At 46.1% G+C, this 13,704-nt stretch carries 9 protein-coding genes; 4 read left to right on the forward strand and 5 right to left on the reverse strand.

Annotated features, from left to right (window positions below; genetic code table 11):
* Window positions 1-19: 19 nt before the first annotated feature.
* Complete coding sequence (locus DC20_RS02505; RefSeq protein WP_062542380.1) at window positions 20-2,128, forward strand: carboxy terminal-processing peptidase; 2,109 nt, start codon at window positions 20-22, stop codon at window positions 2,126-2,128.
* Window positions 2,129-2,214: 86 nt separating this feature from the next.
* Here the strand turns inward: DC20_RS02505 and DC20_RS02510 are convergent, their stop codons facing one another.
* From DC20_RS02510 to DC20_RS02525, 4 genes are all read right to left on the reverse strand, one after another.
* Window positions 2,215-3,378 (reverse strand): trans-sulfuration enzyme family protein, encoded by a 1,164-nt coding sequence (locus DC20_RS02510; protein ID WP_062542381.1) that lies wholly within the window; start codon window positions 3,376-3,378, stop codon window positions 2,215-2,217.
* A 129-nt stretch (window positions 3,379-3,507) separates the two neighbouring features.
* Window positions 3,508-4,413 carry a PorP/SprF family type IX secretion system membrane protein gene (locus tag DC20_RS02515; RefSeq protein WP_062542382.1) on the reverse strand — a complete coding sequence of 302 codons (906 nt, stop codon included), beginning with the start codon at window positions 4,411-4,413 and terminating at the stop codon, window positions 3,508-3,510.
* A 631-nt stretch (window positions 4,414-5,044) separates the two neighbouring features.
* A complete protein-coding gene (ggt, locus tag DC20_RS02520; RefSeq protein ID WP_394331551.1) occupies window positions 5,045-6,760 on the reverse strand; it encodes a gamma-glutamyltransferase in 1,716 nt (571 codons plus the stop codon).
* Between the two features lie 130 nt (window positions 6,761-6,890).
* On the reverse strand, window positions 6,891-10,205 hold the full coding sequence (locus DC20_RS02525; RefSeq protein ID WP_062542384.1) for an Ig-like domain-containing protein: 3,315 nt from the start codon (window positions 10,203-10,205) through the stop codon (window positions 6,891-6,893).
* 82 nt (window positions 10,206-10,287) lie between these two features.
* Between DC20_RS02525 and DC20_RS02530 the strand changes: the two genes are divergently transcribed.
* Window positions 10,288-10,548: a hypothetical protein gene (locus DC20_RS02530; RefSeq protein WP_062542385.1), complete on the forward strand. Its 261-nt coding sequence runs from the start codon at window positions 10,288-10,290 to the stop codon at window positions 10,546-10,548.
* A 41-nt stretch (window positions 10,549-10,589) separates the two neighbouring features.
* Window positions 10,590-11,627, forward strand: coding sequence for a hypothetical protein (locus DC20_RS02535; protein ID WP_062542386.1), 1,038 nt, complete (start codon window positions 10,590-10,592; stop codon window positions 11,625-11,627).
* 114 nt (window positions 11,628-11,741) lie between these two features.
* Here the strand turns inward: DC20_RS02535 and DC20_RS02540 are convergent, their stop codons facing one another.
* Complete coding sequence (locus tag DC20_RS02540) at window positions 11,742-12,209, reverse strand: hypothetical protein (RefSeq protein WP_157593020.1); 468 nt, start codon at window positions 12,207-12,209, stop codon at window positions 11,742-11,744.
* A gap of 253 nt (window positions 12,210-12,462) precedes the next feature.
* Here DC20_RS02540 and DC20_RS02545 point away from each other — a divergent pair, with 253 nt between their 5' ends.
* Complete coding sequence (locus tag DC20_RS02545; RefSeq protein ID WP_062542388.1) at window positions 12,463-13,458, forward strand: aldo/keto reductase; 996 nt, start codon at window positions 12,463-12,465, stop codon at window positions 13,456-13,458.
* The last annotated feature ends 246 nt before the right edge of the window (window positions 13,459-13,704 follow it).

Consider the following 13,704-nt stretch of genomic DNA (forward strand, 5'->3'; position numbering starts at 1 on the left):
CATTTCTAGAGACGCATATATGTTTTCATTTAAGAAAAAACTGGTTACGTACGGTACTGCCGCTTCTGTGGTGTTCGGCATTGCTTCCTACAAACTGCTGGAGACAGATACCACAGCACGGGACCAGAAAAACGAAGTATTAACCAAAGTGCTTATGCAGGGATTGAGCTCGGCTCACTACTCTCCGGAGCGCTTAGACGATAATTTCTCCAAAAAAGCCTTCAATCTATACCTGGAGCGCCTGGATCATAATAAGAAATTCTTATTGCAGTCAGACGTAGACCAGTTAGCAACTTACCAGACCCAACTGGACGATGAGTTCAAGAACGGCTCTTTTAAGTTCTTCGACCTTTCCATGAGTCTTTTTCAGAAAAGACTGAAAGAGGCTGAAAGTTATTATAAAGAGATTCTGGAGAAACCATTTGAGTTTGATAAAGAAGAAACCATTGAGGTAAAACCAGAGAAACTGAAGTTTGCTTCATCGCCAGCTGCTTTAAAAGAAGAGTGGCGCAAGTACTTGAAGTACCAGGCACTCATAAGAGTAGCTGACGCTATTGACAGCCAGCAAAAAGCCGACTCAGTAGGTTCTAAAGAAACGAAGAAGAGCATGCCTGAAATTGAGGCTGATGCCCGTAAGAAGCTGCGCGAAAACTACGATGAGCTTTTCAAGCGGATGGGCCAGTTAGAGAACGAAGATTACCGTTCTTCTTATCTCAACTCCTTCGCGAACATCTATGACCCGCACACAGAGTACTATGCCCCTAAAGAGAAAGAAGACTTTGACTATGAGTTCTCTGGTCGTTTAGAAGGTATTGGTGCCTTGTTACAGGAAAAAGACGGGGTTATTAAAGTTTCTGAAATCACCCCCGGTAGCCCTTCTTACCTGCAAGGTGAGTTGAAGCCCGGTGATGTGATCTTGAAAGTAGCGCAGGGAAATCAGCAACCAGTAGATATTTCTGGGATGCGCATTGACAAGGCTGTTACTTTGATCAGAGGTAAAAAAGGTACTGAGGTTCGTCTGCACGTGAAGAAAGTCGATGGTACCATGAAAGTGGTTTCCATCATCCGTGACGTGGTGGTACGGGAAGAAGGCTATGCCAAGTCCCTAATCATCAAAGGCCAAAAACCAATTGGCTACATTCATTTGCCTGCCTTCTACGCTGACTTCAAGAACGCCGGTGGCCGCAACAGCGGTAAAGACGTGGCAAATGAAATCCAGAAGCTGAAGCAGGAAAATGCCCAAGGCATTATTCTTGACTTAAGAAACAACGGTGGCGGTTCTTTGCAGGACGTGGTTGACATGGTGGGCTTGTTCATCAAGTCCGGTCCAGTGGTCCAAGTGAAATCAGCCAATGGCCCTGCTGCGGTTTTAGAAGACCGTGATCCGCAGGTTCAGTTTGGTGGCCCGTTGGTGGTGTTGGTAAATGAGAACAGTGCCTCTGCATCTGAGATCATGGCTGCCGCCATTCAGGACTACAAACGTGGTGTGATTGTAGGTAGCTCTACTTATGGCAAAGGTACTGTTCAGCAGTTCTTTGACTTAGACCAGGTATTGCCGGCTTCTTTTGATGCAGTGAAACCTCTAGGTCACCTGAAACTGACAACTCAGAAGTATTACCGAATCAGTGGTAAAACTGTCCAGTTGCGTGGCGTGACTCCAGACATCGTGCTACCAGACACTTATACGTACCTGAAATATGGCGAGAAAGAGCAGGAATATGCGCTTCCGTTTGATGAGATCCAATCGGCTAAATTCAACACTTGGAACAGCCCCAACTTCTCTATTGAGAAACTGAAAGCTTCTTCTAAGGCCAGAGTGGCCGCTAGCCCAACGTTCTCTTTGATCAACCAAACTGCTATGCGTTTGAAAGAAAGAACCGAGACTTCTACCCGCTCGCTGAAACTAAGCACTTACTTAGCTGAAGAACGCAAAGCTCAGGAAGAATCTAAGAAACTGGAGAACCTGCGGAAAAACATCCCACAACTGGATGTGGCTGGCTTGAAGCAAGACTTGTCTAAGTTAACCGGAGATACTGCTGCTTCTGCTCGCTTCCAGGCTTTTACCCGTAACGCTAAGAAAGACTTGTATATTCAGGAAGCTGTTTCTATCCTGAAAGATGGTTTGTAAGAAACCATTGGCAAGCCTCTAAAAAAGGCCGGTACATAAGTACCGGCCTTTTTTATGCCTTTTTCTGAAAGCAGCCTTAAATCAGATTACCTTTTCATTTTGGTAAAAGCCTGCTCCAGGTCCTTGATTAAATACTCAGGGTCTTCCAGCCCAATGTAAAACCTGATTAGAGTGAAAGGCATGGACGACCTGAAGTTGCCATCCCTGTAAGAAGCCGCCACCGGAAAAATTAATGATTCATACCCTCCCCAGGAAGCCGCCATCAAGAAGTGCTGCAAGCTGTCACAGAACCTTTCTACCTCCTCCAAACTTTCTGCCGCTAACCTGATGGTGAATTGCCCTGTATTGTTCCGCATCTGTTTTTTAGCCAGATAATACTGCGGGTGCTCTGGTAAGAAAGGCCAGATAATCTCAGCGACCTCATCTCTTTGCTGCAGGTAAGCGACAACCTGACGAGTGGTCTTCGCCACCCGTTCCATACGCAGGGGCAGCGTTCTCAAGCCTCTCAGCAATAGCCAGGCATCATGGGGTGACAACACAGCCCCTAAGGTCATGAATTCAGCCTCAAAGATTCGGTTGATGCGCTCCCGTGTTCCACAGACTATGCCGCCCATGGCATCACTATGACCACCAATGTATTTAGTAGCTGAATGCACTACCAGATCTACCCCCATAGCTGCCGGGTTCTGGAATAACGGGGACGCAAAGCTGTTGTCAATGATGGTGCAGATGTTCCTGCCTTTGGCGTAGGAAGTAACCCGGGCAATATCTTGCAGTTCAAAAGTGAAGGAGTTGGGGCTTTCTAAATAATACAACACCGTATTTTCCTTGCTGGCCAAGTCAAAGTTTCTGGCATCAGTGCCATCTACCATCGTCACCTCCACTCCAAACCGAGGCAGAAAATACCGCATGAGTTTATTCGTCCAGGTATATGGCTTCTTGATACAGACTACATGGTCACCAGCTTTCACCTGAGACAATACCGCTGCTGCCACGGCTGCAATCCCGCTTCCAAAAGCAATGGCGTGTTCTGTTCCTTCTAAGGCGGCAACCTTTTGCTCCAGCATGCTCACCGTTGGATTATTCCCTCGCGAATAAAAGTGCACCTCCGCCTCATGTTGGAGCATAAAGCGCATCTCAGCTACTGTTCTACAGGCAAAGTTGCTACTCTGTATAATGGGTGGCGCCACTGCATTGAAATACGTAGCTCTGTCTTCCCCAAGCTCATTCAGGATATAGGATAGGTCCATACAGTAGAAGGTAGTTTTCTCCTTCTACTCAGGCCATCTTTGTTAGGTTGTACCTCCTGGGTTTGTGGTCAAGACATAAAAAAAGGCCTGCCTTCTGGCAAGCCTTCATAGTATCTACTATGTTTGATGTTAGAACCGTATGTGGAGATTTGCCTCTACCTGAGGATCAGGCTTTGGCACCCCAACTGATTTTTTTGTAATGTCAAAGGTAGTAGTTAAGTGCACGTTGTCTTTGATGTTGAGACCAGCACTCACGTTCCATGGAGCTCTCTTATCAAATTGGCCCCGGTAGTTAACCCCAGCCGTAAGGAACTTGATATGAGCCATCGTGCCAAATTGATACTCTTGTTTGCCGTCTTCCAACGCTTGGGTCATTAGAAACGAAGGAATTAAGGAATACTGCTCTGTTAAAGCGAGCTTATACCCGGCAGTTACTACTATTTCCCTGATGCCCTCGTGTTCAGCGTCGCCCACTAAATTATAAGAAGGCTCCAGTATACTAGCCACTGTACCACCAGCATAGAAATTTCGGAGCTTCAGCCAAACCCCGGCATCGATATCAGGCCGAAGGTCATTGTCATGGCCTACCATTCTCCGTTCTTCTCCCCGGCTTTTCTCAGAAAGATCAACGTTCATGTATTCGGCGGCCAACTGGGCACCAAATGCAAGGCTGCTTTGGGTTCCTAATTGAAAACGTTTGGCATAAGTGAAGCCTAACTTACCTAACCAATAAGGACCAAATTGGTCATACACCCCTACAATGCCTATCCCGTTTGAGTTATTAGCATTCACATACCCTTGATAATGCGCAATTACAGACAATGGAGCAGAAGAAGATTCCCGGTTTATAGAATTCACGTGTCCAAAAACCCCAAATTCACGTCTCCCTTCTGCTCCTGCAAAAGCAGGGTTCAGGTAGAAATAATTTTGCTGGTATAGACGCGGAATGAACATTCTTTGAGGTGTCACCTGTGCCCTAGAAACGCTTGCAAGTAACAACAGCAAGCCAAGAGCAGCAATTTGCTTCAGATTCATTGTCTAAGATTGATGAAGGGGTTGAATTGAAAAGTCTATTCTAGCAGATAGGCAAAGCAATTATGATGGATTTTCCTATTAGATGTTGGTACAACTAAAAGGCTACACTATAAGTTCATTGAAAATGTAACTTTATATATCTGAATACCTTAATATTCGCACAACTTCTTAATAGACAGAGAACGAGTTGACTCCTATGAAATTATATTTAGAATGATTTATATACTACACACTTCAGACAAATTGATATCATACATGAGATACTCATATTCCATTTTGATATAGATTGCATACTAAGCTCTTCTTGAATCTAATTAATAGGACAAAGAACAAGTAGTATGTACAATTGACAGGAAGTTGTACATGCTATTAGAGTAGTCAATCCAAAACGAAGAAGGATATGGAATTAATGGACTCAGATGAGAAATGGGGTCTACCATTTAGTAAGTGGGCGCTACTAGGCGGAAAGGTCCCCTAAATCAATGAAAACTCCTTGTTGACATATATGAAATGGAGCAAATCTCTACTGTCTAATGCCCCTTCTCATTAAAGACAAAAAAGCTTCACCACCCTGTAAAACCAGTGTAGCGAAGCTTGAATGCTTTAGAATAGAATTGTATTCCCGTTAAAATCAATAACCCATCGCAGTATCATCTCCTCTTGGGTCTGCTCCACCTTCCCAAGTACCATTTTTAAGTTTGAGAATGCCTTCTACCGCTCCGTAGCTAGATCTATTCTGGAGAAGGTGCCCTCTTTTTTGCAGCTCCGCTCTTACTGATGCAGACAAAGCATCGGATTCAGGTTCAATGCGATCCGGAAGCCATTGGTGATGGAATCTAGGAGCCGAAACTGCTTTCTGCATGCCCATGTCATGGTCAATGACGTTCAGGATTGTCTGAAACACAGAGGTGATAATGGTTGATCCACCGGGAGTGCCTACCACCATAAAAAGTTTTCCGTCCTTTTCCAGAATGGTGGGGGTCATAGAGCTTAACATTCTTTTGCCTGGAGCAATGGCGTTCGCCTCCCCTCCTATTAACCCAAACATGTTGGGCACCCCTGGCTTCACACTGAAGTCGTCCATCTCATTGTTCAAGATAAAGCCAGCCCCTTCTACTACTACTTTTGAGCCGTAGCCTCCGTTAAGAGTTGTTGTCACTGAAGCCGCGTTTCCCCATTGGTCAACAATGGAGTAATGAGTAGTCTGATCACTTTCTCTGGCCAACAACCTTCCCTGCTGCACCTGAGTGGAAGGCGTGGCTTGCTCCATGTTCAGGGTAGCCATGCGGTTTTTTAAGTATGCAGGGTTCAGGAGATTGGCTACCGGGACTTTAAAAAAGTCTGGGTCACCTAAGTAGGTAGCCCGGTCTGCGTATACCCTCCGTTGGGCTTCTACCATCACATGTACGGTGTTGGCGTGTTGCCAGCCCCACTTTTGCAGATCATAAGGTTCTACCATCTGCAGCAACTGCAAGAGCGCTATTCCTCCACTGGAAGGTGGAGGCATGGAAATAACTTTGTACCCGCGGTAGGTCCCCGTAAGAGCAGGTCTCCAAACCGACTGGTACTCTTTCAGATCCTGGTGCGTAATGATTCCTCCGCCCCGGCGCATTTCTTTCACCAGCAAATCTGCCGTTTCTCCTTCATAGAAGCCGTTTCTTCCCTTATCCCGTATTCGTTCTAAGGTACGCGCTAACTCCTGCAGGGGCAGAATATCTCCTTTTTCCCACGGCGTCTCTCTCACCACATGGGTGTTGAACTTGTTGGCTTTGATAAAACCTTCCTTTGCACCGTTAAGCATCCGGGCTTCTCGTTCAGTAAGCACTACTCCTTTTTGGGCCAGATCTATGGCAGGCTGTACAACCTGCGCCCAGGGAAGGCTTCCGAGTTTCTGATGCATGGCTACCAACCCGGCTACTGCCCCTGGCACACCTACTGCTAAATGTCCTAAAGTGCTGGCATCTGCCACCACATTGCCTTGGGCATCAAGGTACATGTTTTTAGTAGCGGCTTTGGGTGCTTTTTCCCGATAATCCAGGGTGCCTATTTCTCCATCTTGTTTCCGGTAGACCAAAAAACCGCCTCCGCCAATATTGCCTGCTACAGGGTAAGCTACGGCCAAGGCAAACCCCGTGGCAACCGCTGCATCATAGGCATTGCCCCCTTTTTGCAGAATCTCCAACCCTATGCGGGATGCCTCAGGGTGGGCGCTTACTACCATCCCGTTCTTACCAGTTACTCCAGTTTCCTGACGGGAAGCAGAGACATGCCTGTCTGCTGGTTTACAACCCGCCAATTGCAGGAAAAGCCAAAGAAAAACCACGGGATAGAGTGAGACTTTACGCATAGCATTTTAGAGTCAATTTCACAAAACAGCCTTAAAACCAAGTCTGCCCTAGAAGCAAGTAAGGAAAATATATCGGCATAAAAAAGCCTGCCAGAATGGTTCTGGCAGGCTTTGAAGAAGTAGGTTAGTCTTACTTTTTGATCAATCTGGTTTCGTAGGTTTTGTCACCTACCTGCACTTTTACCAGATACATGCCCGGAAGTGCCGTAGACATTTTCTCTGACAGACGCTGGTTCAGGGTTTGCTCTAAACCGCTTGCCTGAAGCACCAATTCACCTCTGTGGCTGTACACCATGATAGAAAGGTTGTCTCTTGAAGCTAGAACTGGTAGTTGCAAGCTAACGTTGCCAATAGTTGGGTTAGGGTACACTCTGAATTTATCCTTCTCATCTTTCTTAGTGCCCGTTGGGTCAATAGACGTGAAGGCAAAACGGGCATATACCGGTAAGTGATCAGAAGTAGTGTTAGAGTAGTTGATCACGTAGCTTCTAGGGTCTTCAATGGTAGTAGAAGGCTCCAGGTATTCATCGGTTAACTCATCAGAGATGATGATGTGGTCCAGGAAGCTGCCAGAGCTTGGGAAAGAGAAGCCACCATTCTGGGCCAAGGTATACGTCAACGTTTTGAAGTCTTCCACATCAGACACAAACGAGCTGTAGCTTGACACACCGCTCGTATTGATAGAGCCAACCACATTGTCATTGAAGTCACCTAACAAAATCACGTTCTGGTCTGCGTAGTAAGTATCAATAGTATCTTTCAAAGCTTGCAAGTCAGCTACACGACGGTTATAGTCTGCATTGGAAGAGCCTGACTTAGCGTGGATGGTAATCACGTTGATGCGCTTGGTGATCCCATTTACGTTTACGTCAAAGGTGCCCATGTATGGCAATCTACCAGAAGACCAGAAATCATCATCAACCAGAGTAGTAGCACCGGCAACAGCTTTTCTGTACAAGTCTTCAAAAATCACTCTGAAACCAACTGGGGTTACATTGGCCGTGTTGTAAATGAAGCCTACTTTTTGCGCCGGGAAAGGCTGTGTAGACGAATTTGGCTTGATGGAGTACGAATACACCTGGGAAATCTGCTTGGCATAACCAGGAAGGCTGGCAATTACCTGGTCAACGGCGGCCTCATTACTGATTTCCTGTAGTCCAATGATATCCATGTTCAACCGGTTCACAACAGTGGTTGCATTAGCAATTTGCAAAGCCCCATTGGCAGGCCCAAAGCCTCCTGCAATTTGGCCACCATTTCCGAAGAACTCCATGTTGTAGGTAGCCACGTCAAAAGTTTCTGACTTCAGGTAAGAAGATCCCTTCAGCTTAATGGTTTCGGTGCTTAAGTCTGTTCCAGTGATAGCGATCGTTCCTTCTACTATTACTTGTCTGGAAGCAGGAGTAAAACGTACCTGTACAGTTTTACCCGCTGCAGCAACAGTTTCTGATTCTGAAACAACTACAGAAGAAGCAAACGTTGCCCCGTTGTCAGCAGATAACTCAAATCCAGTAGAGGCGGTCAGCGTGATATTTCCATAACCAACGGCTCTGAAGGTGAAAGACTGAGCCTCCGAATGACTTCCGCTTGCGGCTTCCCCGAAAGCAAGAGTAGTGGTAGGAATGGTGTTGTAGCTGCTTACATCCTGAATTCTAAAATCATCTACTGTCCAGCGGGAAGCACCAGTGGTGGTGGTATAAACAAAGGCTACATATTTGGCCGTCTTCGGCAATTCAATTCCTTGAGACAACGTCCACAGGTTGCTGTTGGCAGCTGGGAATACGCCGGGAACTTCAGTCCAGGTGGCTGCATTAGGATTACCAGTTCCGGTGTAGTCTGCCGAGTACATCAATCTAAGCTGGTCTCCGGAAAAAGCTGAGATCGTCCAGAAGTCTAACACCGCCATGTTGGCGAATGAAGCCAGGTCAAGCTCAGGGGAGATCAACCAATCTTCGTTAGGCACGCTGATACCTCCGGCAAACCCATTTATCTGTACTGCTTTGTTTAAGGTAGCGGCATTGCAACCAGAAAGGCAGTCACGACCAAAGTTGGTGCTTGCCCATTGTTGTGCACCGCTTACGTTGAACCTGGACCATCCACTGTTAGTCAAGAAGGCAACATCATTGAAGTTCTGGTTGTAGGGGTCTCCACTAACTCCGGTAAGATTCAAGGTTAAATCCTGGCCACCTTCCGTAGCATTGGTAACTGTACCAGCAAATCTTCCTGCTTCTGATGGCGCAAATAGCACATACACTTTTTGGGCGGCGGCAAGCTCTGCGGCAGTAAAGGTCATGGAAGTAGTGAAGTCAGCAGTTGTTTTAGAAATCTGGAAAGGACCTGTTACAGACACGGTCACGTTTTCTACTACATTTACCCCAGAAAGGTCATAGGACATCACTCTGTTTTTGCCAAGAGCGGTAAACGGAAACGAAAGAGCTTCGGCTGTAGAAGAAAGCACTGGAGTTGGCGCAGCCGCAGTGGTAAACGACAGGGCAGTTCCAGTGACACCTGCAAAGAAATTACCAGCGGCATCTTTAATAGCAGCATGATCAACTACCACAGAGTAAGTAGTTTTAGCAAGCAACTCACCTGTTTTCACTGTTACTATTGAACCTTCTATTTGAATATCAGAGCCACTGATTGTTTTAGACATGGTTCCTCCATTCCAGGTAAGAGATACATTACCAGTTCCTAACTCTACAGCCTCGCTGAAGCTCAAAACCAGGTTGGTGACAGTTTCCACGTTAGTAGCCCCATCAGCCGGAGTTGAAGAAACTAAGGTTGGAGCAGTAATGTCAGCTGTGACTAATTTAGCAGAGAAATCATCAATGGCATATAACCCGTCACTTCCAGCAGCGTCCTGATCTCTCCATCTAATCCAAATAATCGCATCAGGAGCAAGCGAAGCCGTAATGTCCCCGGTGATGGCGGTTCTATTAGCCGCATCGTTTCCGTTTACCGCTGCTGCTGCTGTGGTAGTGGTTAGTATTTCAACCAAGTCTAAGCTTTCAACTCCTACCCAGGTGCCTGTAGTTAAGCTAGTGGCATCAGTACTGTATTCAAAAATGACTTTTTCAACTACTGTATTACTTGAATGGGTTCTCCATTGCTCCATTGTGGCATCAATTCTAAAGCCATTTAAGGTTGTTCCAGTGGTATTCCTGAAGCTAACCCCAACCGCAGGTATAGCGCCTCCAGAAGCTAAAGTCCCTAATGCTCTGTCAGCAGCTCCACTAGTGCCAACATTATAAACTCCGCCAGTAGCTGTTGATCCATTTGTTACTCCTAAAGTTAAGGGATTAGTTCCTGTTCCTGCTAAACGAACAAACTGCCAGCCTTCCGGCATTCCAGATTCCAAGTTGTCAAAGTTCTGGGTGTAGCCGGTTGAGTTTAGATAAACTTGCCCTAAAGCTTTCCCGCTGCTGCCTAGGCACAGGAAAGCCATCAGTATAAAACTTAGTTTTTGTAATGGTTTTACCATAAAAAAAAATAAAAAGAAGATTGCTTAAGAAGGACGGGCTTTACAAATGGCTAACTTTCAGTTGTTAGCAGTAGAGAAAGCTCCTGCAAAAGTAGCCAATCCAATCGGTTGGTATGTTAAGAAGGAATTAATATTTCATTATAACCTTGAATTATATAACTACTTAACTCCTATCAACTCACCATTCTCCTTTGACTTTTCCCCTAACAAAACCTTTCAAAAACAGTCACCCCAGAAATTGCTAATATTTTTATTAACTGTAGATAATTTGCTTATCTTCAGCGATTTAACAAACCAAAAAAATTAGCATACATGCAACTCTAGCTACTTCTTTTGTGTTTATTAAGCATGAAGAAGGTATTAGATGAAAATGTGATTCCGCTCTTTCAGGAAGAGCAAAAACCACAGGATTCTGCCTGGCGGAAATCTATTCCGGCTCAGGTATTCCTGAACTATTTTTTTGCAATCAACTACCACATCAGCCATAGCTCGGAAGAATCTGGCTTGAGAACCAATGCCTTTTTCAGACAGCATTCTGCTGATGTCACGGAGCAGGACCTACAGGCATTGGCCAGAATCCTACACAATAGCTGGAGCACAGAATATGCATTACGGGCTACTGCTGAACTAGGAGATGAGACTTACTTGCGCAATGCCCTGCATTGGACATTCCCGCAGGCCTATTATTCTATCTTCGCGGGATTGCAGGCTTTTCTGTACACGTTGGGTATCAAAACCAATAGCGAGGCTGCCATTAGAAGGGAAGCTGGGCGTTTAGTGGTAAAGAATGCTTACCCTAGAGCTATTGGGTACTATGCCGCTGGCCCGTATTGTGACTTCAGCATCCACCGTTTGCCTCTGGCTGGCTACAAAGCAGGTCTGCAGATTGCGGGTAAGGAGATTGAAGCACAAGCCCAGATTGGACAGTTCTTACGTACCACCCGCAAACTGACCGCTAACGCGATCAGGCAGCAGGTACAGAAGAATCCGGCAACGGCTATCAAAAGCGCCAAAACGGGTAAGGTATTAGACAAATGGTCCTCGCAGCATTGGCAGCAGATTACCTGGCGCATGGGCTACACCACCTTATTTGACTTGTTGAGCCGTTTACGCATCTCCTCTTCACAGAAAGAGATTGACCGTTTTGTAGAGGCTGAGATTGACTTCAAATTGTTCCATGAATGCTTGCTTTCAATTGTAAGCTACATGAACGGATTGCATGAAAGTTATGTGGCCCAAGCTATGGGCTTGGAGAAATACAGAAAAATAGTGACTGAGCTGCCAGAGCATCTGAGCAACAGCTTTGTAGAAAACCGTTTACACCACATGGTAGAACCTCTTTTCACAGAAGGAACTTCCCCTATGCAGATTTCAGCGGCTGCATAATGCTTACATATTATAAAAGGAAAAGCCCGGCAGATGCCGGGCTTTTCCTTTTATTTGCTTCTAATTTAGAGGCTTTTTTCAAAAAGTAGCCTGCAAACAAGAGCTTACTATATTCTATTCATGACTGAACTTCTCAATCTGAACACCTTTGGCACCTGCTGTTTTTAAGGCTTCAATAGCGCAATGGTTTATCTGCTGAAGCTTTAATTCATGGCCCTCAAACAATGCTAGTACTTCAGGGTCCACTGATTCTGGGTCAGCGGCTTTCTGCATGTGGCCCGCCTGTTCAATGGTGAAGCAGATAGACTTGATCTTCTCTCCTTTCACCCGTACCTGCGAGGCATTAAACTTAAGAAGGTTCTGTTTTAGGTAATCCCGTACAAAATCCCCTTCGTCTATGTCTGTCTCCGCTAGCCTGACTACCTCCTGGTAACTGCGTTTATGCAGAAACTCCTGCAGGGTTGGTTGTAACATTTTGCGCACCTTCGGTTCACTTATCTGGTGGGCATAGATCAAAATATTGAAGATCCACCGGAGGGTCCCGTCGTTTTCTTCAAAGATTAAACTCAATTCACACTTCATAGTTTTTGGGGGATTAGTTCTTGGCTTAAACGTTGAAAACAAATGAAGGATGAAAACTTGAATGCCTTTCCAGAACTTTATAAGCCATATTTCCGCTTTGGCAGTAGTCTCCTTCACAAAACCAGGTATCTTCTACACTACCATCACTCCTACGTTACTATAAGAATGATTCCTTTTCTTTGACGCTCGTAAAAAGAGGCGGCACAATGAAAAGAGTAGCCGTTTACAGTATTCTTTACTAGACAAAGTACCCATGGAATTCAGAAAATTAGGAACCTCAGACCTTGAAATATCAGCGTTAACCTTTGGTGCTTGGGCAGCGGGGGGTTGGATGTGGGGCGGAACTGAGCGCCAGGAAGCGGTTGGTGCCATCAGAGCCGCCTATGATCATGGCATGACCTCCATTGACACGGCACCCATTTACGGGCAAGGCTTAAGCGAGGAAATTGTAGGCGAAGCCATCAAAGGCATACCGCGCGACAAGGTGCAGATCTTAACCAAATACGGTATGCGCTGGGACCTGGCCAAAGGAGATTTCGCCATGAAAAGCGAGGACACCAAAGGCATTAAGATAGACATCTACAAATACGCTGGCCGTGAGAGCATCATCAAAGAATGTGAAGACAGCCTCCGCCGTTTAGGGACCGATTACATAGATCTGTACCAAATCCACTGGCCAGACAGCACCACGCCCATCCAGGAAACCATGGAAACTGTGGCTCAACTGATTAAAGAAGGAAAAGTGCGCCAAGCCGGGGTAAGTAACTACAACGTGGCTCAAATGCAGGAAGCCGAAAAGCACATCACACTGGTCTCCAATCAAGTACCCTACAGCATGGTCACCCGCGGCATAGAGGGTAGTGTAGTACCGCATAGCTTAGAGCAGAACATCTCCATACTGGCCTACAGCCCACTAGAGCGCGGCTTGCTCACTGGAAAAATCAAACCGGGCCACCACTTCAATGAAGGGGACCATCGTGCTGGTCTGCCAGTGTACCAACCAGAGAACTTAGAGAAAGTGAACGCCTTCCTAAACAAAATCAAGCCGCTAGCCGAAGACAAGCATGCTGCCCTTGGCCAATTGGTGCTTCGCTGGACCATCGCGCAGCCCGGCATCACCATTGCCTTGGTGGGAGCCCGCAACGCCGAGCAGACCATCCAGAACGCCAAAGCCATGGACGTACAGTTAAGCCAAAACGAGCTCTCCTTCATCACCGAGGAACTGAACAAACTGGAGCTGCCTAAATAAGTGCTTTCTTTGCCCAATGACAAAATCGAAACGGGGCTGATTTTCAGAAAACACCCCCGTTTCGATTTTTCTATTTACTCATGATCTAGCGCAAGTGCCTTTTGGCTAACGGAAGTTGGATACTTCCAATCATAGTAGGTCCAAGTCACAGACTAGAACCATGGAGTGTTCTATGCTACTTTCCGCAATTCCAGTCTTTTCCTCGAGCGCCTCGCTTTTGGCCATAGATAGGCAGAAGTTAAAAGA

The organism is Rufibacter tibetensis, assembly GCF_001310085.1.
GTDB lineage: Bacteria > Bacteroidota > Bacteroidia > Cytophagales > Hymenobacteraceae > Nibribacter > Nibribacter tibetensis.